Raw genomic sequence first — 24820 nt, 5'->3', positions numbered from 1 at the left:
CTCCGAGGGCTCGTCGCGCTCGGTCACGATGAGCCCAGGGCCCGCCGGACGGCCGCCCCGACGACCGCGTCGATCCGGGAACCGCGACGCTTCAACCCGAGCTCCGCGCGCACCGCGGCCGCGAGCTCCTCGTCGTCCCGGGCGTCGTCCCGGGCGCGCAACCAGGCCACCAGGTCGTCGAGCTCGTCGTCGGAGTAGGCATTGATCGGCTTACCGGGCGACACGGCCGGCCGGACCGGTACGGCACCGGACGCGCGCGGCTCGACCGGCACCGCGTCGGCGGCGTCCACCCGGTCCGGTACCGGGGCCGGTCCGGGCCGGTCGCGCACCGCGGCCTGGTATGCCTCGACGACGGCCTGGGCGATCGCGTCCGCCTCGGCCTGCGGGTCGCCGAACGCGGCCGCGGACCAGACCTGGACCACGCTCCATCCCAGCCGCTCGAGCCGCTCGGGCACCTGCCGGTCCCTGACCCGCACGCTCGGCTCGCCGAGGTAGTCGTCGTCGTCGGTGAGGACCGCGACGAGCAGCTCGTCGGGCAGGTCCGGGTGCCCGACGGCGATCGGCACCGTGGTGCCCGCCGCACCGTGGTCCAGGACGACCGTCAGCCCCATCCGCCAGAGCCGTTCGGCGAGGTCGAGGACGAGGCGGTCGGCTCCTTCGGGCGCGCGCCGGCCGGAACCGGTCGCGTCCGCCTCGGCCGCCGAGGCGAGCAGATCACGCAGCAGGGCCGCGCCCGGGGCCCCGAGGCGCTCGGGGTCGAGGTCCTGGGCGCCGAAGCACGACACCACGGCGAGCCGACGACGCGCCACGCCCAGCGCCTCGAGCAGCCGCGCGTCCCCGCCAGGCTCGGCGAGCGGGCCGAAGCGGTGCAGCACGCGACCGTGCGGCGTCCGTCCGTACCCCACCGTGAGCACTACCGCGTCGCGCCGCAGCGCCTCGGTCGAGCCGAGGTCCACGACGACGAACGGCTCGCGCGCCAAGGGGTCGAAGAACCGCCCGAGGGCGGGACTGGCCCGGACCTCCGCGAGCACGGCCTGGCGCACCTGGTCGGCGTGCGCGGTGCTGAGCGCCACCACGGCCAGGCTCTCCTCGGGCCGCGTCACGGCGTGCTCCACGACGGTCTCCACGACGTGCCGCACCTCGGCGGGCGTCGACGCGACGGCGCCGTCCGGCCCGGGCATCCCCGTGCCGTCGACGACGTCCAGACGCAGCAGTCCGGCGGTGCTCGGCAGCGGGGTCGCGGTCACGCTGTCGCCGTACCCGTGCTCGGCCAGGAACCTGGTCAGGCGGGGGTGACGCGGGGTGGCGTCGCTGTGCAGGGTCACGCGCGGCAGCACCTCGGCCAACGACCGGATCGCCGACCCGGTCGCGGTGCGGGTGTCCGCGACCACGAGGACCTGCTTGCCTCGGGCCAGCGCGCCGACGACCAGCTCGGTCGGCAGGTGGCCGGCCGCGTCCAGGATCACCAGGTCCTCGGACCTCGTGGGCGGCAGCACGTGCGGCACCAGCATCGGCCCGACGACCAGGCACGGGCGCAGGTGCCGGGTGACGTCGGGGTACCGCTCGACCGCGGCGCGCAGGCTCGTGAAGCGGTCCTCGACGATCTCGCCGAACAGTGCCTGGGCCTGCTCGTCGCAGCGGTGCAGGCGCTGACGCAGCGACTCCCGGGAGCCTGCGACGTGCAGCAGCGCGCGGTCGGTGAGGTGCCGGCGGTCGAGCGTGCGGAACTCCGCCGCGAGCCGGGCCAGGGCGGCCCCGTCGGCCGCGGCCATCGCCGGGTCCTGGCGGAGGATCTCCTCGAACGCGGTGGACCACCAGGCGAGGTCGAGCTCGGACGCCACCACACCGGCCACGGCGTGCCGGCGGGCCAGGTCCTCGAGCAGCTCGCCGAGCCCGCGCTTGGTCAGGTCCCGCAGGAGCGCGGTCCGGCCGGGCAGCGACTCCAGCGCCGCGGCGTCCGCGTGCAGCCGGTCCAGGCGAGCGCGCAGATCCGCCCACGTCAGCTCCGCGAGGCCGCCCCCGTCGGCCGTGGGCCGCAGGACGGCGGAGAGCTCGGCGAGGTCCTCCGCGACCGTGCGGTGCTCGCGCTCGATCGCCGCGAGGCCCTCGGGCAGGCGGGGCCACCCTCCGGCCGGGCAGTGCGCCTGCCAGATCTCGCGTTGCGCGTGCAGCTCGACGAGCGCGCCGTGCAGGTCCGCCACCGGGCGACCCGGCCGCAGCAGGTCCTTGGCCTGCCGGCGCAACCGCCGCCGCACCCGCCCGGGCATCTCCACGCCGTGCTCGGCACGCCACTGCGTGCTCGCTGTGGCCGAGATCAGGTCCGCGGCCGACCGTTCGAAGGCGATCGGCTGGAACACGTCCAGGACCTGGCGGACGCCCCCGAGCATGGCCAGCTGCTCAGCCCACTGCGCGGGTGTCCTGGCCTGCACCAGCCCGGTGGCCTCCGCGACCTCCGCCGTCTGCTCCTCGAGCTCGGGCAGGCGCTCGCGGAGCCTGGCCACCCGCTCCAGGGCCTTGGCCGCACGATCGGCGGTCGGCAGGTCCGCCCCGTACCAGGCCGTCGTCGTGGTGCTCGCGGTGAAGGCCCCGAGCCCCGCGACGGTGACCAGGTCGGCAGCCGCCTGGGCGCGGCGCTCGGCGGTCAGCGACTCGGCCACCTGGGCGGTCAGGCGCACGGTGGTACGCGGGCACGGACGGTCCGCCGTCAACCGTGCCAGGGCCTGCAGCGCGTCGTAGGCCGAGCATCCCCACGGGTCGCGCACGGTGTGCAGCGCCTCGACGTAGCCGGACAGCCGGGCGCGGCGGTCGAGCAGCTCCCGCTCGACGATCGAGACCTTCTCCGCGTCGACCAGCACCGGCTCGATCGTCATGGCGCCCAGCAGGCGACGCGCCACCTCGGAACGCCAGCCCGAGTCGGGTGCGACGTCCAGCACGAGGTCCCCGAGACCGAGCGCGCCGAGCCGCGCGGTCATCGCCGTCGCCGCCCGGCGATGCCCCGCCACGTAGAGCACCCTGCGCCCCGCCGCGGCCGCGTCGGCGACCACCGCCGCCAAGGTTCCGGGCACGTCGGCGCCGGCCGGGGCGTCGACCAGGAGATGGTGCCCGCCCGCGAGGCTGTCCAGGACGTGCGCCTGGGCGGGATCGAGGTCGCCGACCCCGCGCTCCTGGTCCAGTCCTCGATCCCCGCGCACCGGCGTCGGCAACGGGTGGGCGAGAGCGGCCGCGGCCCGCTGATCCCCGCACGCGGCGGCGACCACCTCGTGCCCCGCCAGCGTCGGCGCCAGCTGGTCGAGGTCGTCGAGCAGCGTCTGCTCGGGGTGCATGAAGGTCCCGACGACCACGCGGTCGACGAGCTCGAAGTCGTCCAGCAGCGCGCCACCGAGCGAGCCGAGCCGTTCGAGCGCCGCACGCGGGTCGAAGCCCTGCGCGGTGAACGCCCCGCGCGCCAGGGAGGCCGGGTCCAGCAGCGCCCCGCGGCGGCGCAGAGCCGTCGCCAGCAGCGGGTTGATCTCCAGGGACGGTTCCAGGACCAGGTCGTAGTCGGCCTCGCCACGCCCCCTCGGCGTCACCGTGACGGGACGTAGCAGGACCGGCGCGCGCATCCGGCGGGGCTCCTCCTCGCTCGCGGTCCCGTGGGGGGTGTCGCCTTCGACGGCGCGCGGCACGGTGTCGCCGTCCTCCGACGAGCCGGCCTCGGAGCCATCCTCCGGCTCGTTCCAGGAGGCCACCCCGATCGCGAGGAAGGCGGTCGCGAGACCGGACCGCAGGGCATGCTGCTCCGCGAGCGCTCCGACGGCGCGCGCGCGGCGGCGCGCCAGCGCCAGGGCGGCACCCTCCCGTACCAGGTTGGACAGTCTGGTGGGCCGTCCGGCGAAGAGCTGGGCGATGCCGGACGGGTGGGCCGCGGACAGGTCGAGCTGGGCGTCGCCGAGGCGCTCGACGTCCGAGAGTGCCGAGTCGCCGGCGGCGTCCGCGAGCGCGTCCCGCCATCGGCGCACCGCGGTGGCGACCAGGTCGGCCGTGGTCACCGCAGCCACCGGCCGGCTGCCGGTCTCGGGGTCCGCCGGGCTCGTCCCGGGGTGCTGGGCGGGGATCACCCCAGCACGCTAACGGGGCGGTCTCGGTACGGGGCGTGAGGCGCGCCGTCGGGCCGGTGGGATGCCATCGCCGGGCGGTCCGGGAGCGGAGCGCGAAGGAGTGGGCGCGGCGGTCGCCGCGGCCGACAGTGCCCGGAGCCGCAGTGCCCGGACATACGACAGTGCGCGCCGCGCAGGGGGCAGGCGACGCGCACTGTCTGGTCACTAGTGTGCGCGTCGGCGACGTTCCCGTCAAACCTGTCACCCGATCGGTGGTCGCGCACCACGACGACCACGACGCAGCGTGCGCGGCGGCCTCAGCTCCAGTGGCTGGCGCGCCAGTCGATCACCTCGAGCGGCACGATCAGGACCGGCCGGTGCTGGTGGTGGGTCAGCCGCACGGCGACCGAACCGTCGACGAACTCCCGTACCCGGGCGCCGGGCCCCGGCGCCCGCGTGCCGACCACGAAGCCGGCGGCGTCCACCGCCCGGGCGAGGTGCGTCAGCGCGCGGTCGGGGCGGCCGGCGAGGTACCTGAACTCCCACGGCAGCCCGGCGTCGGCCAGCACCGACTCCAGGTGCGCCACGTAGGTCCGCTCGCGCGCCTGCCACGCGTCGTCCAGCCCGTCCGGGTCGATCGGGGCGTGCAGCACGGTGCCGTCCGGGTACTCCTGGGCGACGTAGCGCGCCTGGTCGACGTAGGCGCAGTACAACGCGGACGCCCCGGCGGCCCGCGCCCACTCCGCGGCGGTGAGCGCCACGAGCTCCGGCTGGTCCGGCTCGAGAGCGAGCACCAGGGGATGGCCGGAGACCGGGACCATCCGCTCGGGACTCGGCTGGGGCACAGGGTGCGACATCGGACTCTCCCTCCGGGGCCGGGCGGACCGCCTCCGTCGGCGGCCCGCGCGGCGCACCGCACGCGCCGCCAGCCTAGGGCGACGGGCAGGACCGGGAACAGTCAGGCGCCACCCGCGATCAGCGCGACCCCCGCAAGCACGGCGACGACCCCGGCACGCTGGATGCCGCGCAGGTGCTCACCGAGCAGGCGCCAGCCGAGCACGGCGGTGATCGCCGGGTAGAGGGCGGCCAGGACGGCGACCACGGTCAACGCACCTGCCCTCGACGCCGTCCCGAAGGCGAGGGTCGCCCCGACGCCCGCAGCGCCGACCCCGAGCGCTCCGACAAGGTCCCACCCGCGCATCCGGACCGGTGCGCGGCGCAGCGCCGCGGCGCCTGCGTACAGCACCCAGGTGACGAGGTTCGCGCAGAACACGGTCGCGGTGACGCCCGTGGCGCTGCCGCGGGCGATGGCCAGCTGCGCGATCCCGAACCCCACGGCGGCGAGCACCGCCATCACGACGGGCTGCAGCGAGGCGCGGTCGCCACCGCGACGTCGCTCCGGACCACTGGCCAGCACCGCGCCGGCCACGGCGACCACCAGGCCGAACGCGACCAGCAGGCCGAACCTCTCCCCCGACAGCACGCCGGCCAGGACGGGGATCACCACGCTCAGCGCCGAGATGGGCGCCACCACCCCCATCGTGCCGATCGCCAGCCCGCGGAAGAGGCCGGCCATCCCCAGCGCGACCCCGGCCCCCGCGAGCGCGCCCCACGCGAGGGATGACGCGCTCGCGTGCTCGAGGGCTCCGACACCTCGCGGCACCAGCAGCACGACGGCCGCCGTCTGTGCCACGAACAGCACAGAGGTCAACGGCCGGCGACGCGACACCAGGCCGCCGACGAAGTCGCCGACCCCGTACAGCGCGCTGGTGAGCAGTGCGAGGAGGACGCCGCCGGTCACCGTCCCGCCCTGGCGGCACCTGCCTGCAGGAGCATCTCCCGGAAGCGGGCCCGGTCTGCGGCCAGCACGACGTCGACGTTGGGCGGCTCCCCCGTGACCCCCAGGTGGTCGACGAGGGTCGCTCCCGTGGTGTGGTCCCCGGACGTCTCGACCACGACGTAGCGACGCTCGACCCGGGTCGCGACCGCGGGCTCGAGCGCGACGGCCATCGTGACCGGGTCCGGCAGGTCGAAGCCGTCGATGTGGGTGACCTCGCGGCAGAACTCGACGAGCTGGCGTTGGATGCGGACGCAGAACTCGCCGAGCGGACCCCGGGCCGCCAGCTCGTCGCCCTCGGCGAGCGTCAGGGTGGCGTCCTTGCGGGACACGTCCCAGCCGACCTGGACCAGGGGCATGCCCGAGCGGTAGACGATGTCGGCCGCCTCCGGGTCGACCCAGACGTTGAACTCCGCCGCCGGGGTGACGTTGCCCAGCCCGTCTGCGGCACCCGCCATCATCACCACGCGCGGGATCAGCGCGGCGATGTCCGGGGCCTTGCGCAGCGCGAGGGCGATGTTCGTGAGCGGGCCGAGCGTCACCAGCGTGATCTCACCCGGGTTGCGCCGGACGAGGTCGATGAGGACGTCGACGGCGTGCTCGGGCCGCGGCTCCCGGCCGTGCAGCACGAGTCCGATGTCTCCCATGCCGTCCTGGCCGTGCACGTCCGTCGCGTACTGCGCCGGGCGCTGCAGCGGCCGGTCCGCCCCGGCGTGCACGGGCACGTCCGCCCCGCACAGCTCGACCGTGTAGAGCGCGTTCTGCACGGCCGGGGTGAGCGGCACGTTCCCGGACGCCACGGTCACGGCCAGGACCTGCGCGCGAGGGTCGGTCAACGCGAGCACGAGTGCCACGGCGTCGTCGGACGCGGTGTCCGTGTCGATGATCATCTTCTGCACGATGTCGGCTCCGTTCGTCAGGGATGGGAAGGTCAGGTCGCCGGCGCGCCGGCGGCGAGCTCGGCGACCGGGCCCGGGCGGCCGCCGAGCCGGCGCAGGGCCGAGGTGGCGACCCGCACGGCGTCCCGGGCCGCGGCGACCGGGTCCCGGTCGACCGTCCACCGGCGCAGGAAGCCGGCGCAGAAGGCGTCTCCGGCGCCCGTCGTGTCCAGGACCGGGCCGGGTAGGGCCGGGATCGCCACGGGTGCGCTCCCGCGGCTGGCCACCACCGCGCCGTCCGCGTCCAGCGTGACCACGGCGGTGCGGCAGCGCTCCGTGAGGCGGACGGCGGCCTCGGCCGGGTCGTCGGTCCCGGTGAGCAGGGCCGCCTCGGCCCGGTTCGGGAAGCACAGCTCCGCGCCGTCGGTCCACCGGAGGAACTCCTCGGGACCGACCTCGGACAGGAACCCCACGGAGCTCGGGTCCACCGAGACCGGGACTCCCCGAGCCCGGGCACGGTCCAGCAGCGCGAGTGCTGCGGCGCGGGTGCCGCGTTCGAAGAACGAGTAGCCGGTCAGGTGCAGCAGCCCCGCGTCGGCCCAGGCGGCCTCGGGCACGTCCCGCTCGTGGAGGTTCAGGTTGGCGCCGCGGTCCACGTACATCGTGCGGGCGCCCTCGGCCACCACGATCACGATGGAGCCGGTCTCGGTGTCGTCCGCGACCAGCGCCGGCTGGACCCCCCAGCGCCGCAGCTCGGCGACGTGCCGGTCGAGGTCTGCCCGGCCGACCCTGCCGACGAAGGTCACCGGTGCGCCGAGCAGCCCCAACCAGCACGCCTGGTTGGCGGCCGAGCCACCCGGCCGCTGCACGATCTCGGCACGCGTGTCGGAGTCCGGCACCGTCGCAGACAGCGGGCGGACGATGAGGTCGTTGATGACGTCCCCGACCACCAGGACCCGGGGGGTCACCGTTCCGCGGCCCGGGCGCACCACGCCGCAGCGATCCGGCCGCCGAGAACGATGTTGTTGCGTGCGATGTCGATGTTGACGTCCAGGCTCGCCCCACCGGTGTGCTCCTGGAGGTAGGCGAGCAGGAACGGGGTGACCGCCTTGCCGGTCACCCCGCGCCGGTCTGCCTCGGCCAGCGCGTCGGTCAGGACACGGTCGTGCACGGTCGGGTCGAGCTGCAGGTCGGCGGGGAGCGGGTTCGCCACCAGGACGGCCTGGGGGGCGTCGAGCGAGTCCCTCGCCGCCATCACCTCGGCCACCTCCTCCGGCGTCTCGACACGCCAGTCCACCGGGTGACCGGAGTCGGAGAGGTAGAAGCCCGGGTATCGCGAGGTGCGGTACCCGACCACGGTCACCCCGAGCGTCTCCAGCCGCTCGAGCGTGGCATGGATGTCCAGGATGGACTTCGCGCCGGCGGAGACCACGGCGATGGGCACCCGGGCCAGCGTCGTCAGGTCCGCGGACTCGTCGAAGGTCCGCGCAGCCTGCCGGTGCACCCCGCCCAGGCCGCCGGTGGAGAACACCCGGATCCCGGACCTGTGCGCGAGCAACGCCGTGGCCGCGACCGTGGTGGCGCCGGTGACCCGCTGGACCATCGCGACCGGCAGGTCCCGCCCGGACACCTTGACCACCGCCGGGTCCTCGGCGATCCGGACCAGGGCCGCCTCGTCGAGCCCGACGCGCGGCACGCCGTCGATCAGCGCGATCGTCGCCGGCGTGACGCCGGCGTCCACGAGGAGGCGCTCGAACAGCCGCGCGGCCTCGAGGTTGCGGGGGCGCGGGAAGCCGTGCGAGATGATCGTCGACTCGAGCGCCACCACGGGGCGCCCGTCCGCGAGCGCGTCGGCCACCTCCTCGGCCACGACGACAGGGCTGTCCATCACGTCCTCCTTCGGTTCGCGCGCGGGGGACCGTCAGCGCAGGGTCGCGCCGGCGTCGAGCACGAGCTCGGCTCCGGTCATGTAGCGGGCCTCGGACGAGCACAGCCACCGCACCGCGTGCGCGACGTCGACGGGCTCCATCCGGTGGATCGGCAGCGGCAGCTCGAGAGCGCCGCCGACGCCCGGCGCGGTCGCCTGCCAGTGCTCGGCCGCCGGGTTCTGGGTCATCTCGGTGCCCGTGCCACCCGGGTGGACGGCGTTGACCCGGATCCGGTCCCCGGCCAGCTCGAGCGCCAGGCTCTTCATCAGGCCGACCATGCCGAACTTCGCCGCCGCGTAGTGCCCGATGGTCGGCAGCGGCTTGACCGCCGCGGTGGAGCCCATCAGCACGATCGACCCGCCCCGCCCCCCGGCCAGGATCGCCGGCACCGCGGCCCGGACCGTGTTCCAGGTGCCGGTCAGGACCACATCGATCATGGTCTGCCACTGCTCGGGCGTGGCCTGCCACGTGCTCTCCGGCCAGCTCGCGACGCCGGCGTTGGCGACCACGAGATCGAGCCGACCGAACCGGCTCATGGCGAGCTCGACCGCTGCGACCAGCGCGGCGTAGTCACGCACGTCGGCCGGCGCCGCCGCGGCGCGGCCCCCGGCGGCCCGCACCGCGGACAGGGTCTGCGCCAGGTCGTCGTCCGTGGCGGTGCGGTAGGTCAGGCCGTCCAGCTGGTGGGCCAGGTCCGTCACCACCACCGCTGCACCCGCCTCGGCGAGGGCGATGGCGGTCGCCCGTCCGATGCCCCGCGCTGCGCCTGTGACGAGCGCCACCTGCTCGGTGAGGTCGATCACTGCTGCACCTCCACGTCGATGGCCGCATCGCCCGCCGCGACCAGGAGGTCCACGACGACGTCGGCGTAGGCGGGGTCGCTGTCCAGGACGACCCGGCAGTGCGCGCCGTCCTGCGCGGGGTACCCCATGTACCGGCCACGCAGGTCGCACACCGTCTGGCCCCGGGCGGGACCATCGGTCACGACGAAGGCGCGCACGGTCGGAGCGAGGTGGGGGACGAGAGCACCGCACGCCACGGCGACGGCCAGCGCGTCGTGCATGCAGCTGCGCCGCTCCCCGAACGAGGCGGCCGCGAAGTACCCCATGTAGTGGTCGAGGATGCGGGCGACGTAGCGGCCGAGCGATCCTCCTGCGGCCAGCCGTGCACGGTGCCCCTCGTCGAGGGTGGTCCGCATCGTGACATCGAGCCCGACCATGGTCAGCGGCCACGGTGCGCGGAACACCGCGGCCGCGGCCTCCGGGTCGCACCAGATGTTCGCCTCGGCCACCTCGGTCACGTTGCCCGGGGCGAGGGCGGCACCACCCATGATCGTGACGCCCCGCACCAGCCGGGGCAGCTCCGGGCACAGGCCGAGGGCGAGCGCGAGGTTGGTCAGCGGACCGACCGCGACGAGCTCGATCTCGCCGGGACGCGAGCGCGCGAGCCGGACGATCTGCTCCGCCGCGCTCTCGGCGACCGGAGTGCCGACCGCCCGACCTGTACCGGCGTTGCCCTGCCCGTCGTCGCCGTGCACGTGGAACGCGTACACCGGCGGCGTCCCGAGCAGCGGCCCGGCGGCACCCTGCGCGACCGGGACGTCGGGGCGGCCCGCCATGTGCACGGTGTGCAGCGAGTTGCGCGTCGCGGTACCCACGTCGACGTTGCCCCACACCGAACCCACACCCACCAGCTCGGCGTCGGGGTGCAGGGCGGCGAGCAGGATCGCGAGCGTGTCGTCGACGCCGGTGTCGCAGTCCAGGAGCAGAGGAACCGGCACCTCAGGCCCCCATCGCCCGGAGGAAGCGCTCGTGGAAGGTCGACACGTCCAGGACGTCCACGACCCGCACCACACCGGGCTCGCGGGGGTCGGTCGGGGGCGCGTCGAAGCCCCGCAGGTCGGCGACCACCTGGCCGCGGGAGCGCTCGCCGCGCAGCTCGACACCGGCCCGCAGCAGCCGGTAGGTCGCGAGCTCGGGCTCGAGCGCGAGCGCCATGGCCAACGGGTCGTGCAGCACGCAGGTGCGGCGCCCGAACATCGGCTCATACACCCCGAGGTAGTGGTGCAGGATGCGCCAGACGAACTGCGCCCGGGGGTCGGGGCTCGTCGCGATCCGCTGCAGCGCCTCGTCCGGCAGGACGGTGCGCATGGTGGTCTCCAGGCCGACGAGCAGCACGTCCCACGGCGCGTCGATCACCAGCTGGGCGGCCTCCGGGTCGTGCCAGACGTTCGCCTCGCCGAGCTCGGAGGCGTTGCCCGGCACGCCGACGGCCCCGCCCATGAGGACGATCCCGCGCACCAGCTCGGGCAGCCGCGGCTCGAGGAGCAGGGCCAGGCCGATGTTGGTGAGCGGACCCACCGCGACCACCGTGAGCTCACCCGGGTGGAGCCTGGCGAGCCGGACGATCTCCGCGGCCGCCAGGTCGCCCGCGATCTCGCGGTCCGACGCCTGGATGCCTGCGTCTCCGAGCCCGTCCTGGCCGTGCACCCACTCGGCGGTGAGCAGGGGCTGGGCCATCGGCCGGGCGGCGCCGGCGTGCACGGGGACGTCGCTCAGCCCGAGGAGGTCCAGCACGGTCACCGTGTTACGCGCCCCGACGTGCACGGGTACGTTGCCGTGCGTGACGGTGCACGCGACGAACCGCGCGCCGTTGCCCGCGCCGTGCACGATCGCCATCGAGTCGTCGATGCCGGTGTCGCAGTCCAGGATGATCGCGGTCATCGTGCGCCTCCCGTCCGGGAGAGGCGCTCGATCGCCTCGACGGTCATGTCCCACAGCCGCGTCCGGTCCAGGGTGGTGGCGACGTCCGTGTTGTGCGGCCGGCCCAGCAGGTCACCGAAGTCCGTGACGGTCGTGCCCGCGGTCCACCGGCCGGCCAGCTCGACCGTCACGAACGCGGGCCGGGTCGCCAGCACCGCCGGGTCGCACAGGGCTGCCACGCAGCACAGGTCGTGCACGGGGGGCGCGTCGAAGCCCTGCCGCTCACGGTACGTCGACCCGAAGAACGTCAGGACGTCGACAACGAACTGCGACAGCGGGGACCCGATCGCGCGGATCCGTTCCACGACGTCGGCGTCGGCCGTGGCCTGGTGCGTGAGGTCGAGGCCGACCATGGTCACCGGCCAGTCGGCGGCGAACACGGCCTCCGCCGCCTCCGGGTCGACGTAGATGTTGAACTCGGCCGTGGGGGTCACGTTGCCGCGCGAGTACCCCCCGCCCATGAGCACGACCCGCTTGACCCGCTCGACGATCCGCGGCTCCTTGCGCATCGCAAGGGCGATGTTGGTCAGCGGACCGGTCGGCACCAACGTGATGCTTCCGGGCTCCGCGGCCATGACCTCCTCCACGATGAGGTCGACCGCGTGCCGGGGGTCGAGCGCACGGGTCGTCTCCGGCAGGACGGGACCGTCCAGTCCGGAGTCGCCGTGGATGTCGGCAGCCACCGTCTGCTCACGGACCAGCGGCAGCGCGGCGCCCTGGGCGACGGGCACGTCGATGCCGGCGACCGCGCACACGGCCAGCGCGTTGCGCGTGACCTTCTCGATGGTCTGGTTGCCGGCGCACGTGGTGACGGCGAGCAGCTCCACGCGCGGGTCTCCCGCGGCGAGGATCATCGCCAGCGCGTCGTCGTGTCCCGGGTCGCAGTCGAGGATCAGGCGTTCGGTCATCGGGCCAAGCACTCCTTGCTGGTGGGGGCATGCGGGCAGGACACGCTCAACCGGCTTGCGGCGCGGGGGCCGCCGAGGCCCGCGCGCGCCAGGCGCCGCGGAACCTGATGCCGACGAGGACGAGAGCGATGATCGTGATGACGTAGGGCGTCATGAGGGCGAGGTTCGAGTTGAACCCGGCGATCCCCAGCTGGTCGGCGACCGCGTCCGCGGCGCCGAAGATGACCGCGGCGATCATGGTGCGCAGGGGTCTGGCGAGCCCGAACGTGAGGGCTGCGACGGCGATGAACCCCCGGCCGGAGGTCATGTTGGCCGTGAAGCTGCCGAGCGTGGCCATGGACAGCTGGGCACCGGCGATGCCGGACAGCAGACCGGAGATCAGCACCCCGCCCAGCTTGACGCGACGCACCGCGATGCCGGCGGCCTCGGCGGCGGGCTCGTCCTCGCCGACGGCGCGCAGGTGCACCCCGAACCGCGTCCGGTAGAGCAGCAGCGAGGCCAGCGGCACGCTGAGGAACGCCAGCCACACCAGGGCCGTCTGGTTGTTGATCGTGGGCCCGATCACCGGGATGTCCGCCACCGGCCCGAGGGGGATGCGCGGCAGACGGATGCTGGCCGTCGGGGGGGTGACGCCCGGGCTCCCGTAGACCACGAGAAGCAGGAAGATCGTCAGGCCTGCGGCGAGCAGGTTCACCCCGATGCCGACCACGATGAAGTCGGCCTTCCACCACAGGGTCGCCAGGGCGAAGAGCAGGGCGAGGGCCAGCCCGGCCCCGGCTGCGGCGAGCACCCCGACCAGGGCGCTGCCCGTGGCGGAGCCCACCGCGATCGCCGTGAACGCACCCATGAGCATCATGCCCTCGAGGCCGATGTTCAGGATGTTGCCCTGCTGGGTGAACGAGCCGCCGATCGCGGCCAGCAGGATCGGAGCGACCTTCATGAGGATGACGAACAGCGTCGCCGTCGTGAGGATCTGCTGGAGGACGTCCATCACACGTCTCCTCGGTGGTGGTCGGAGCTCGCGGCGACCGGAGCGACGGCCACGTCGCCCTGCCGTGCGGCCGTCTCGGGACCGGGGCCGGACGCGGTCGCACCGCGCCGCCGGAAGGGGAGCATCGCGAGGATGCGCTCGCGGGTACGCCGATCGATCACGAACACCGCGGTGATGATCAGGATGATGATGCCCTGGAGCACGTTGACCAGCGGGAACGGGACGTCCGTGTTGATCTGCATACCGTTCGCGCCGGACATCATGTTGGCGTAGAACGCCGCCGCCAGGATCGCGGCCCACGGGTTGAGCCGGGCGAGCAGCGCGACCGTGATGCCGAGGAACCCGTACCCCGGGGAGAAGTTCTGCAGGAACCGGCCGCCGTTCGGGCCGAGCACGAAGATCGCACCCGCGAGCCCCGCCGCGCCGCCGGCCAGGGACATCACCTGGACACTCATCTTCTTGGCGCTGACGCCGGTGTACTCCGCGAACCGGTTCATCTCACCGAGCTGTCGGACGTTCAGGCCCCATGTCGACCGCGTGAGGATGAGCCCGAGCACGACCGCGATCGCGAGGGCGATCACCAGGTCCAGGCCGATGCCGTACCGCGCCACGAAGAGTGGCAGGTGGGCGTCGGGCGCGATCTTCGCCGACGCGGCCATCCCCGCGGTCGGGTCCTTGAACGGGCCGGTCACGAGGTAGGCCGTCAGGAGCGCCGCGATGCTCGACATCATCAAGGTCGTCACGATGATGTCCACCCGCCACAGCGCGAGCAGCAGCCCCGGGATGAAGCCCCACACCATCCCGCCGACGAAGCCCGCCAGGAGCACCACGAGCGTGAGCACGGGACCGGGCAGTCCCGTGAAGGTGAAACCGGCCCAGGCCGCGGTGAACGCGCCGAGGAAGAGCTGCCCCTCCCCACCGATGTTGAAGAAGCCGGCCCGGAAGGACACGATCACGGCCGAGGCCAGCACGACCAACGGGATGAACTGGGCCAGGAAGGCCGCGACCCCGAAGGGGGTGCGGAAGCTGGAGAAGAAGAGCTGGTCGTAGGCGTCCATCGGGTTCTCGCCCAGGGCCAGGATGATGCCCATCCCGATCAGCAGGGCGAGGACGATCGCGACGACCGGCTGCACGGAGGCCGCGAGCGCGCGGCGGGCTCCGCGGGCCACCCTGGCCGACCAGGTCTCGGGCGCTCCTCGCTCCGTCCTGCGCGACCGCGCCGGGCGGTCGGGCGCCGCCGCGGCCTCCCTGGCGGCGTGCCCGACACCGGCGGCCTGCGCGACCGGCGCGCCCTGCGCGCTCGTCGCGACGGCGGCCGCGGTGCGCTCGTGCTGCTCGCGCGCCCGAGCGATGTCCTCCTCGGTCGGCGCGGTACCGGCCATCGCGAGCCCGACGGCGGCCTCGCTCATCGTCTCCTGGGTGAACTCGGCCACGATCCGACCGCGGTGCATCACCAGCAGCCGGTCGGACAGGGACATGACCTCGTTGAGGTCCGCGCTCAGCAGCAGGACGCCGGCGCCGGCGTCGCGGCGCGCCACGATCGCGTTGTGGACGAACTCCATCGCGCCCACGTCGACGCCCCGGGTGGGCTGGCTCACCGCGAGGAGCCGGGGCTCGCTCGCGAACTCGCGGGCGATGATGACCTTCTGCATGTTGCCGCCGGACAACGAGCTGATCGGCGTCGCCGGGCCAGCACCGCGGATGTCGAACTGCTCGATGAGCTCGCGCGTGAACGCGGCGGCGGCCGCGTTGTCGACCCACCCGTACCGTGCGACGGGCGGGGTGAGGTGGGTGGGGATCACGTTCTCCGCGACGGAGAGGTTCGGGCCCGAGCCGACCTCGTGCCGGTCCTCGGGGATGTAGGCGAGCCCGGCCGCGCGCCGCTGGGCGACCGGCGCGGTCGTGATCTCGGCGCCGTCGAGGACGATGCGTCCGGCGGCCACGGGCTGCATGCCGGCGACGGCGGCGGCGAGCTCGCTCTGGCCGTTGCCCTCCACGCCGGCGATGCCGACGATCTCCCCCGAGCGCACCTGCAGCGAGAGGTCCGTGAGGGCGTTGACCCCGCGGTGGTCCACCACGGTCAGGTCCTCGACGGACAGCACGACGTCGCCCGGCGTCGCGGGGGTGTGCGCGATGCGCAGGAGGACCTCGCGGCCGACCATCATCTGGGCGATGTCCGCCTGGGACAGCCCGGCCGCGGGCCTGGTGTCGATGACCTGCCCGTCGCGGATCACGGTGACGTCGTCGGCGATCTCGAGGACCTCGCCGAGCTTGTGGGAGATGAACAGCACGGCGCAGCCCTTGCGCGCGAGGTCGCGGACCACGACGAAGAGCTCGTCGGTCTCCTGCGGCGTGAGCACGGCGGTCGGCTCGTCCAGGATCAGCAGCCGGGTGTCGTGGCTGAGCGCCTTGAGCACCTCGACCCGCTGGCGGAGCCCGACCGAGAGCGAGGAGATCCGCGCCTTCGGGTCGATCGCGAGGCCGAACCGACGGCTGAGCTCGGCGACCTCGTGCTCCATCGCCGCGGTGTCCAGCGTGCCGCGCTGCGTGCGGAGCTCGCGGCCGAGGAACACGTTGGCGGCGACCGTGAGCGAGGGCACGAGCTTGAAGTGCTGGTGCACCATGCCGATGCCGAGCGACGCGGCCCGGTGCGGGCTGGTGATCTCCACCTCGCGCCCGTCGAAGACGATGCGGCCGGAGTCCGGCTGGGCGGTGCCGGCCACCATCGTCATGAGGGTGGTCTTCCCCGCGCCGTTCTCCCCGACGAGGGCGTGCACACGTCCGGGCATGACCGACAACGAGATCCGGTCGTTGGCGACCAGGTCGCCGAACGCCTTGGTGATGTCGCGGAGCTCGAGGAGTGGAGTGGTCATCGTCTCTCTCTTCGCGGGCCGGGGGGAGAAACCCGAACGGGGTGCCGCGGCAGGTCCCGGGCACGCCCGGGACCTGCCGCGGCCGGCATCAGGACGTGGCCGACGGGACCTTGATCTGCCCGTCGATGACCTTCTGCGCGTAGTCCTTGATGTCCTTCTGGATGCTGTCGGGGACGATGCCGCCGTTGTCCTCGAAGACCAGGCCGACACCGTTGTTGGCGAGGCCGTACTCGGTGGTCTGACCGAACGCCAGGTCACCCTTCTTGAACTGCTCGAACGCGTTCTCCAGCGAGACGCCGACGTTCTTGAGCATCGAGGCCAGGATGTAGCCCTTGTGGAGCGCGTTCTGGTTCGCGTCCACGCCGATCGCGTACTTGTCGCTCTGCTCGGCCGCGCGCAGGACGCCGATCCCCGCGCCACCGGCCACCTGGAACACCACGTCGGCGCCCTGGTCGTACATCGCGGTCGCCTGGTCGAAGCCCCGGTTGGAGTCGGTGAAGTCACCCACGTAGGAGACGAGCACCTGGATGTCGGGGTCCACGGCCTCGACGCCGGCCTTGAACCCGGCGACGAAGTCGTTGATGACCGGGATGTCCATGCCACCGACGAGACCGACGGTCTTGTCCGCGTTCGCCTTGGGGAAGGTGGACGGGTCCTCGGTCACCAGACCGGCGAGCACGCCGGCGAGGAACGAGCCCTCGTTCTGCTTGTAGACGATGGACGCCACGTTGGGCTGGTCGACGACGCTGTCGTAGATGACGTACTTCTGGTCGGGGTACTTGGGCGCGGTCTCGTTGAGGATGTCGACCATCTGCGACGTCCCCGTGATGACGAGGTCCCAGTCACCGCCCGAGACCGACTCGAGGTTGGACCGCCACTGCGCCGGGTTCTCGGCGTCGGCCTGGATGTTGCGCGTCTCGGCGCCCGTCTTGGCGATCGCGGCCATGCCGCGTGCGGCGTCGTCGAAGAAGCCCTGGTCGCCGAGAGAGCCGTTGATGACGTTGACCACCCGCAGAGGCTTGTCGGCACTGCCGCCGCTGCTGGACGAGCTGGTGTCACCGCTCGATGCCGCACTCGTCGTGCCGCCGCTGCAGGCAGCCAGGGTGAGTGCCGCCGCGGCGGCGATGGCCAACCCACCGAACCGTCCGTGCTTCATGCTTTCCACTCCTTCGTGTCGTTCCGGGTGTCCTGCTGGGGGTTACCGAGGTGTTCGCACGTCCTCCTCCCCTTCCGGGGCGTGCTCGTGCTGGTCAGCCGTGAGGGCCTGCACCTGCTCCGGGGTCGGCATGCCGGTCGTCGCACCGAGCGAGCGCACGGCGGCGGCGCCTGCGCGCACGGCCCACTGGACGGCGGACCGCAGCTCCTCGCCGCGGCTGAGTGCGTCGGCGAGCGCACCGATGAAGGTGTCCCCGGCACCGGTGGTGTCGACGACCTTGACCCGAGGGGCCGCGACGTGGGCGACCTGCTCCCCGTCCCAGACGTAGGCGCCGCGGGCGCCGAGGGTGACCACCACCCCGGGCGGCATGCCCGGCTCGCGGACGGCTCGCTCGAGGTCGTCGACGTCGTCGGGCAGCGCAGCGCCCGTGACGGCTTCGTACTCGACCTCGTTGACCACCAGCACGTCCACGAGGTCGAGCAGCTCACGCGGCAGGGACCGCGCCGGGGCCGGGTTCAGGATGAACGTGCCCTCGCACGTCCGTGCCGCCGCGCTCACCGCGTCGAGCGGGATCTCGAGCTGGCTGACCACGACCCTCGCGCGGCGCACGACCTCGCCGGCGGCCTCGATGTGTCGCGGTCCGAGGCTCTGGTTCGCACCGCCCACCACGACGATCGAGTTCTCGGCCGTCCCGTCGACCAGGACGATGGCGCGGCCCGTCGGGACGCCCTCACAGACCTCGAGGTAGGTGACGTCGACGCCCTCGGCCGCGAGCGCGCCGCGTACCGCGGTCCCCTCGCGGTCGTCGCCGACCAGGCCCACGAAGGCGACGGCGCGGCCGAGCCGCGCCGCAGCGATCGCCTGGTTGCTGCCCTTGCCCCCGATGAACTGCGCGTAGTCGAGCGCGGGGACCGTCTCCCCCGGCAGCGGGAGCGCCGCCACCGTCGCCACGAGGTCGACGTTCACGCTGCCGACGACGGTGACGTCGAGGTCTGGCCTCATTGCCCAACCTTCCGAGAGATCGATTTCTCGCGTTTCCCGGATCAAACTCCGCCCGCCCCGGCACTGTCAAGGGGTGGGGCCGCCTTCGGTTTGTTGCGGTTTTGTCACGACTACACGCACGATCCAGCCCGTGAGTTCGGGGTGGCCACCACCCGCGCACCAGCACCTGAGGACGGGATCGACCGCGACCTGCAGGGATGAGGGCCATCGGGAGGAGACATCCCAGGAATCGATTTCCAGGCGTAGAGTCGGCCGCATCTGGACGGCCATGCGATACCTTCCCCTCGACAGTCGGTGGATGGTGCGGAGGAGACGGCGGTGCGAGCTCGACACGATGGCGGCTCCTCGTCGGGGCGCAAGGTCACGGTCCGGGACGTCGCGGCCGCCGCCGGCGTCTCCGCCGCCACGGCCTCCCGCGTGCTGTCCGGGCACGAGTCCGTCAACCCCGAGATGGCGCGGCGCGTGCTCAAGGCCAGCGCGGAGCTGGGCTACTCGGCCAACGTGTTCGCCCGGGCGCTGCGCACCGAGCGCACGGACAGCATCGGCATGGTCGTCCCGTCGATCAGCAACCCCTACTTCGTCGGCGCCGTCGAGGCCGTCGAGAAGGCCCTGGCGAGCTCGGGCCGGTCCCTCATCCTGTGCAACTCCGGCAACTCCGTCGAGATCGAGGCGCAGCGCACCGACCTGCTCGTGCAGCGCATGGTCGACGGGCTCGTCGTGATCCCCGTCGACGACTCCCGGTCCGTGCCCGCCCTCGCAGCCGCCGCGGCGCGCGTGCCGGTCGTGCAGTTCGACCGCGTCGCGCGCGGCGCGCTGACCGACTTCGTCGGCAGCGACGACGCCGAGGGCGTCCACCAGTGCGTGGACCACCTGCGCGACCGGGGCTGCAGCACGTTCGCATACATCGGAGCACGCCCGACGACGAGCACCGCCGAGGCACGCCTGCGGGCGTTCCGCGAGCTCGTCGGGCCCGACTCGACCCGGGACGAGTGGATCCTGCTCGGGGAGTTCAGCGGCGGCTGGGGCCGCGAGGCCGCCACCACGCTCGTGCGTGGGGAGATGCCCGAGGCGATCGTGTGCGGGGCGGACGTCATCGCCGTGTCCCTCATGGCGGTGCTGTCCGAGGCCGGCGTGCACGTCCCCGACGAGGTCAAGGTCGTCAGCTACGACGACTCGGGTCTCGGCCTGCTCACCGTGCCGCACCTCACCTCGGTGCACCAGCCGGTGGACTCGATGGCGCGCGAGGCCGTCCGGCTGCTCGACCACCGGCGCCGCCACCCCGAGGCCGCCATCCGGAAGAGCATCTTCGCCCCGGACATCGTCGTGCGCGAGTCCACGGCCGTCCACGAGCCGGCCTCGACCGGCGGGTGGGGAGCGCGGACGGCCGCCCCCCACCCGGCCTGAGTCACACCGCGCGGGCGAAGGTGTCCCGCAGGATCGCGAAGAACCGGTCCGGGTCGGCACCCAGTGCGACGTGGCAGTTCGGCTCCTGGTGGCCGCGGAAGTACAGGTCCATCACCGTGCGGCCCACGGTCAGCCGCCCCGCGGTCTCGACGTCCACGTGCCGGTGGTGCAGGTCCACCACGTCCCGGTCGAGCAGGTAGGCCACGCACAGCGCGTCGTGCACGGGCGCGCTGTGCGTGGTGGCCATCGGCTGGGTGGAGTCGTACCCGGTGATCCGACGCTCGATGAGCGTGGCGGCCGCCTCGCCGGCGGTTGTCCCCAGTGCGCGGAGCTCGTCGCACTGGGCCTGGGAGACGAGGGCCTGGTGGGTGGCGTCCAGCGGCACGAGGGTGACCCGACGGAAGCCGGCGGCGAGCACCGTGGCCGCCGCCTCCGGATCCGCCCAGATGTTGAACTCGGCCGACGGCGTGGCGTTGCCCTTGACGTTGCCCCCGCCCATGATCACCACCTCGGGCACGGCATCGACGAGACCGGGCTCGACGGCCAGCGCGGCCGCGATGTTGCTCAGCGGGCCGACCGGGACCAGCGTGATCTCCTGGGTGGTACGCCGGTAGGTCTCGACCAGGAACTCCACGGCGCCGACGTCCTGCTTGCGCGTGGTGGCCGGCGGCAGCGGCAGCTCGCGCCCGTGGATCGAGCTGTTCGGGTTGAGCGCCGCGTCGCGCGGAACGGGGAAGTCGGTCCGCACGATCGGCCGGTCCATGCCTTCGTGGACCGGCACGTCGGAACGTCCGACGTGGTCCAGGACGCGCAGGGTGTTCTCGGTGCAGTACTCGACCTGCACGTTGCCGTTCACCGTGGTGACCCCGACGAGCTCGAGGTCGGGGTGGGTCGCGGCGAGCATGATCGCCACGGCGTCGTCGGTACCGGTGTCGCAGTCCAGGATCAGCCTGGTCGTCATCGCGGGGGCCTTCCTCTCCGCGCGCTGCCGGGGCGAGCCCACCGTTGGGCTCACGGCGCGCGACGCGGTCTTGATAGGCGTGTAACGCCATGTACGCAAGGGCCCTGCTGCAGGCCGTGGCCGGCGCCTCGCAGCCGTTGACGCGACCGCCCGAGCGGTGTAGGAAAGCCGGGAAACGCCTGGGAAATCCATTTCACGGGTCCTCGACGGGGAGGTCGCATGGCGGGTCGAGTGACCGTCCGTGACGTCGCGCGTCGTGCCGAGGTCTCCACCGCCACCGTGTCCCGCGTCGTCAACGGCACGGCCCGGGTCGCCGAGGGAACCAGTCGCCGGGTCGCGGCCGCGATCGACGAGCTGGGCTACCCCGGGGGGCCCGCCGCGCAGGCCCGAACCCGCCACGTGGCCCTCGTGGTCCCCTCGATCACCAACCCGTTCTTCCCCGAGCTGGTCACGGGCGCGCGCGCAGCCCTGGCCCGGAGCGGCTACTCGCTGCTGCTGGTCGACGCCGAGGACCCGGAGGCCGAGGCGCGGCGCCTGGCACGCTCCCGGCTGGTCGACGGCATCCTGCTGGTCGGATCGCACACCCCGCGGCCCCGTCGCGGGCCGGGACAGCCTCGCGTGCCCGTGGTCGCGATCGACCGGACACCGACGTCCTGGCGTGCCCCGGTCGTGGAGTGCGACTCCTACCAGGGCGCCCGGACGGTCACGGCGCACCTGGCCAGCACCGGTCACAGCCGCATCGCGCACCTGGCCGGGCCCGCGCACCTCGACGTGGCTGCCCGCCGCCGCCGCGGCTACCGCGACGCACTGCGCGAACGCGGCCTGCGGCTCGACCCGGCGTGGGTGGTCCGGGGCGACTTCAGCGAGGAGTCGGGCCACCGGGCCGCGCTGCGCCTCCTCGAGGTCGCCCGGCCGCCCACGGCGATCTTCGCCGCCAACGACCTCATGGCGGTCGGCGCGCTCGCGGCCCTGCGTGGCGCCGGGGTCCGGGTCCCGCAGGACATGGCCGTCGCCGGGTTCGACGGGATCCGGGTGGGGCGGTACACCCTGCCGACGCTGACGACCTACGCCCAACCCGTCCTCGACATGTCCCGGCGCGCGGTCGTCCTCCTCCTCGCCGCGATCCGGGATCCCACGGGCCCGAGCGCTGCCACCCCGCCGCTACCTGGACGACTGGTCGTCCGCGAGTCCACCGGAGGTCCCCCATGACCGCGAGCCCCGCCGACCCGATCACCGTCCAGGGGGTGCTCGGCCCGGTCCCGATCGGCGACCTGGGCATGACGCTCACCCACGAGCACCTCTTCAACGAGCTCGGCGAAGCCGTCCACCCGGGGGTGCGCGACTTCGGCCCGCAGCTCGCGGCCGCACCGGTCTCCCCGGACCTCGCATGGCTGCTGCGGGAGGACCCGTATGCATGCCCGGACAACTGCCGCATCGGCCCCGAGGACCTCGACACGGTGGTCGCGGAGCTCGCGCTGCTCCGGCAGGCCGGCGGCTCCACCGTCGTGAACGCCACCACCGGGCCCGGGCGGCATCCGGAGGCCCTGGTCACCGTCGCCGAGCGCACGGGGCTCACCGTGGTCATGGCGGGAGGGTGGTGCCTGGCACACGGCGACGACGACCGGTTCACCCCGGACGACACCGACGACCTGGTCGACGTCCTCGTCCGCGAGGCTCGCGACGGTGTCCGGCTCGAGGACGGCCGCACGGTGCGGATCGGCGTGATCGGCGAGATCGGCGTCGGGCCACGCTTCACGACCGCGGAACGGGTCACCCTCGTCGCGGCGTGCCGCGGCCAGGTCCGCACGGGCCTGCCGCTGCTGGTCCACCTGCCAGGATGGCAACGCCGGGGGCACGAGGTCGTGGACGTCGCCATGGCCGAGGGCGTCGACCCCCGTGCGCTCGTGCTGTGCCACATGGATCCGTCGGGGACGGATCCGGGGTACCAGCGCGAGCTGGCCGACCGCGGGGTCTGGCTCGAGTTCGACATGATCGGCATGCCGTTCAACTTCCCGGGCGAGGGCCAGTCCCCCGCCGTGCAGGACACCGTCGCCGCGGTCGCGGGGCTCGTGCGGGACGGCCGGGCGGGCCAGCTGCTGCTCTCCCACGACGTGTTCCTCAAGGCGATGTGGACGCGGAACGCCGGGAACGGCTACGCCTTCGTCCCCACGGCCTTCCTCCCCAGGCTCGTCGACGCTGGCGTCCCCGCGGACGTCGTCCGATCCCTGCTCACCGACAACCCGGCCGCGCTCTTCACGGCGGCTCATCGATCTCGTTAGGGAGGAACATGTCCTCGGTCCTGGTCATCGGAGAGTCCTGGTTCGTGCACTGCGTCCATCAGAAGGGCTTCGACGCCTTCACGTCGTCGAGCTACGAGGAGGGCGGGACCGCGTTCCTCGAGGCCCTGCGCTCCAGAGGGCACACCGTCACGTACGTGCCGTCGCACACCATCGCCGAGCGCGTGCCGACGAGCACCGCCGAGATGTCGGCGTTCGACGTCGTGGTGGTGTCCGACGTCGGCGCCAACTCCTTCCAGCTGCCGCCCCGCACGTTCGAGGAGTCGATCCCGACACCCGACCGCACCGAGGTGCTCAGGGCCTTCGTCGAGCAGGGCGGCGGACTGCTCATGGTCGGGGGGTACCTGACGTTCTCCGGGATCGACGGCAGGGCCCGCTGGGGTCGCACCCCGCTGGCGGACGCCCTGCCGGTGGACCTCCTGGACCGTGACGACCGGGTCGAGATGCCCGCCGGGGCGGAGCCCACCATGGTCGTCGAGCACCCGGTGGTCCATGGCCTGGACCACCGGTGGCCCGCCCTGCTGGGGCTGAACGAGGTGCGGGCCCGGCCGGGCTCGCAGACCCTGGCCACCTGCGGGGGCCACCCGCTGCTCGTCGTCGGGGAGTACGGCTCCGGCCGCAGTGCCGCGTTCACCTCCGACATCGCCCCGCACTGGGCGCCGCCGGCCTTCCTCGAGTGGCACGGCTACGCCGAGCTGTTCGACCGGCTGGTCGCGTGGCTGGCCCGGGCATGAGCGGCCGGCCGGCCGCGGACACCTGGCCGGCGATGCCGAAGGTCGAGCTGCACTGCCACCTCGAGGGGTCCGTGCGGCCGGCGACCTTCCTCGACCTCGCCCGGTCGCGGGTGCAGCTGCCCACCGAGGACCCCGCCCACGTCTACGACTACACGGACATGGCCAGCTTCATGGTCGTCTTCGAGCGGCTGTGCGCGAGCGTGGCGACGGCCGAGGACGTCGCCCGGATCACGCAGGAAGCCCTCGAGGACGCGGCGGCGTCCGGCGTCGTCTACCGCGAGATGTTCTGCAACCCGACGCTGCACCCGCTGCCGTACCAGGACTTCCTGGCCGGGGCGACGGAGGGCATCACCCGCGCGCGTGACGCGACCGGGATCGTCGCTCGGCTGATCCCGGCCATCTTCCGCGGCCAGGCTCCGGAGGTGGCCACGGAGCTCGCCCGCGCCGTGGCGGCCGGGCCGCGCGACGTCGTGGTGGGGCTCGGGATGGATGGGGACGAGCTGCTGGGACCGCCCGAGGAGTTCGCCGACGCCTACGCCGTCGCTCGCGACGGCGGCCTGGCGTGCACGGCGCACGCCGGCGAGAGGTTCTCCCCGCACGAGGTCCAGGTGTGCCTGGACCTGCTGGGCTGCACCCGCATCGACCACGGTTACGGGATCGTGGAGGATCCCGAGCTCACCGCGCGGGCACGGGACGCCGGGACGCTGTTCACCTACGCCTGGCTGTCGACCACCTACAACTATCGCGGTCCGCTGCACCGGCACCCCTTCCTCCGGATGCGGGACGCCGGCCTTCGCATGTCGCTCGGCAGCGACGACCCGGCGATGGGTGGCACCTCGCTCGCGGGTGACTACCGCTCCGTCGCCCGGGCGCTGGGCTTCACGGCGGAGGACTTCATCCGGCAGAACCTCGACGCGCTGGAGTCGTCGTGGCTGGACGGGCCGGACCGGGAGGCGGTCCGCTCCCGGCTGTGGCCGGGGACCACGACGCCCGAGGGTGCGTGACACAGTGCT

Annotated in this window: 20 protein-coding genes; 5 read left to right on the top strand and 15 right to left on the bottom strand. The window is 73.5% G+C overall.

Annotated elements, in window-relative coordinates:
• Window positions 1-23 precede the first annotated feature (23 nt).
• The 14 genes from Q6348_RS06080 to Q6348_RS06015 form a co-directional block, all read right to left on the bottom strand.
• Window positions 24-4097 carry a hypothetical protein gene (locus tag Q6348_RS06080; RefSeq protein WP_304600409.1) on the bottom strand — a complete coding sequence of 1358 codons (4074 nt, stop codon included), beginning with the start codon at window positions 4095-4097 and terminating at the stop codon, window positions 24-26.
• Window positions 4098-4393: 296 nt separating this feature from the next.
• Window positions 4394-4933, bottom strand: coding sequence for a universal stress protein (locus Q6348_RS06075; RefSeq protein ID WP_304600408.1), 540 nt, complete (start codon window positions 4931-4933; stop codon window positions 4394-4396).
• 101 nt (window positions 4934-5034) lie between these two features.
• Entirely contained in the window at window positions 5035-5877 is an 843-nt protein-coding gene (locus Q6348_RS06070; protein WP_304600407.1) for a DMT family transporter, read from the bottom strand.
• Window positions 5874-6803, bottom strand: coding sequence for a nucleoside hydrolase (locus tag Q6348_RS06065; protein ID WP_304601924.1), 930 nt, complete (start codon window positions 6801-6803; stop codon window positions 5874-5876). Before Q6348_RS06065 ends, Q6348_RS06070 begins: the two co-directional genes overlap by 4 nt.
• Before the next feature lie 41 nt (window positions 6804-6844).
• A complete protein-coding gene (locus Q6348_RS06060; RefSeq protein WP_304600406.1) occupies window positions 6845-7759 on the bottom strand; it encodes a carbohydrate kinase family protein in 915 nt (304 codons plus the stop codon).
• Window positions 7756-8679 carry a pseudouridine-5'-phosphate glycosidase gene (locus Q6348_RS06055; protein ID WP_304600405.1) on the bottom strand — a complete coding sequence of 308 codons (924 nt, stop codon included), beginning with the start codon at window positions 8677-8679 and terminating at the stop codon, window positions 7756-7758. Before Q6348_RS06055 ends, Q6348_RS06060 begins: the two co-directional genes overlap by 4 nt.
• Before the next feature lie 33 nt (window positions 8680-8712).
• Window positions 8713-9522: a mycofactocin-coupled SDR family oxidoreductase gene (locus Q6348_RS06050; protein ID WP_304600404.1), complete on the bottom strand. Its 810-nt coding sequence runs from the start codon at window positions 9520-9522 to the stop codon at window positions 8713-8715.
• Window positions 9519-10499: a nucleoside hydrolase gene (locus tag Q6348_RS06045; protein WP_304600403.1), complete on the bottom strand. Its 981-nt coding sequence runs from the start codon at window positions 10497-10499 to the stop codon at window positions 9519-9521. Before Q6348_RS06045 ends, Q6348_RS06050 begins: the two co-directional genes overlap by 4 nt.
• A gap of 1 nt (window position 10500) precedes the next feature.
• Window positions 10501-11442 (bottom strand): nucleoside hydrolase, encoded by a 942-nt coding sequence (locus Q6348_RS06040; protein WP_304600402.1) that lies wholly within the window; start codon window positions 11440-11442, stop codon window positions 10501-10503.
• The gene (locus Q6348_RS06035; protein ID WP_304600401.1) at window positions 11439-12389 is read right to left on the bottom strand and encodes a nucleoside hydrolase; all 951 of its coding nucleotides are present in this window, start codon (window positions 12387-12389) and stop codon (window positions 11439-11441) included. The genes Q6348_RS06040 and Q6348_RS06035 overlap by 4 nt, the downstream gene beginning before the upstream one ends.
• Window positions 12390-12435: 46 nt before the next feature.
• Window positions 12436-13380 (bottom strand): ABC transporter permease, encoded by a 945-nt coding sequence (locus tag Q6348_RS06030; protein ID WP_304600400.1) that lies wholly within the window; start codon window positions 13378-13380, stop codon window positions 12436-12438.
• Window positions 13380-16253, bottom strand: a complete 2874-nt coding sequence (locus tag Q6348_RS06025) for an ATP-binding cassette domain-containing protein (protein WP_304600399.1) — start codon at window positions 16251-16253, stop codon at window positions 13380-13382. The genes Q6348_RS06030 and Q6348_RS06025 overlap by 1 nt, the downstream gene beginning before the upstream one ends.
• An 88-nt stretch (window positions 16254-16341) precedes the next feature.
• On the bottom strand, window positions 16342-17409 hold the full coding sequence (locus tag Q6348_RS06020; RefSeq protein WP_304600398.1) for a BMP family lipoprotein: 1068 nt from the start codon (window positions 17407-17409) through the stop codon (window positions 16342-16344).
• Between the two features lie 42 nt (window positions 17410-17451).
• Window positions 17452-18411: a ribokinase gene (locus Q6348_RS06015; RefSeq protein ID WP_304600397.1), complete on the bottom strand. Its 960-nt coding sequence runs from the start codon at window positions 18409-18411 to the stop codon at window positions 17452-17454.
• 318 nt (window positions 18412-18729) lie between these two features.
• Here Q6348_RS06015 and Q6348_RS06010 point away from each other — a divergent pair, with 318 nt between their 5' ends.
• A complete protein-coding gene (locus Q6348_RS06010; protein ID WP_304600396.1) occupies window positions 18730-19815 on the top strand; it encodes a LacI family DNA-binding transcriptional regulator in 1086 nt (361 codons plus the stop codon).
• A gap of 1 nt (window position 19816) precedes the next feature.
• Here the strand turns inward: Q6348_RS06010 and Q6348_RS06005 are convergent, their stop codons facing one another.
• Entirely contained in the window at window positions 19817-20776 is a 960-nt protein-coding gene (locus tag Q6348_RS06005) for a nucleoside hydrolase (RefSeq protein ID WP_304600395.1), read from the bottom strand.
• 219 nt (window positions 20777-20995) lie between these two features.
• Here Q6348_RS06005 and Q6348_RS06000 point away from each other — a divergent pair, with 219 nt between their 5' ends.
• Genes Q6348_RS06000 through add form a run of 4 tightly spaced genes read left to right on the top strand, consistent with a single transcriptional unit; the run spans window position 20996 to window position 24811 of the window.
• Window positions 20996-21985: a LacI family DNA-binding transcriptional regulator gene (locus Q6348_RS06000; RefSeq protein ID WP_304600394.1), complete on the top strand. Its 990-nt coding sequence runs from the start codon at window positions 20996-20998 to the stop codon at window positions 21983-21985.
• A complete protein-coding gene (locus Q6348_RS05995) occupies window positions 21982-23055 on the top strand; it encodes a phosphotriesterase family protein (protein ID WP_304600393.1) in 1074 nt (357 codons plus the stop codon). The genes Q6348_RS06000 and Q6348_RS05995 overlap by 4 nt, the downstream gene beginning before the upstream one ends.
• An 8-nt stretch (window positions 23056-23063) precedes the next feature.
• A complete protein-coding gene (locus tag Q6348_RS05990; protein WP_304600392.1) occupies window positions 23064-23807 on the top strand; it encodes a glutamine amidotransferase in 744 nt (247 codons plus the stop codon).
• Window positions 23804-24811: an adenosine deaminase gene (add, locus tag Q6348_RS05985; RefSeq protein WP_304600391.1), complete on the top strand. Its 1008-nt coding sequence runs from the start codon at window positions 23804-23806 to the stop codon at window positions 24809-24811. The genes Q6348_RS05990 and add overlap by 4 nt, the downstream gene beginning before the upstream one ends.
• The last annotated feature ends 9 nt before the right edge of the window (window positions 24812-24820 follow it).

The organism is Actinotalea lenta, from assembly GCF_030586465.1.
GTDB lineage: Bacteria > Actinomycetota > Actinomycetes > Actinomycetales > Cellulomonadaceae > Actinotalea > Actinotalea lenta.
This window is presented reverse-complemented; position numbering and strand designations above follow the sequence as displayed.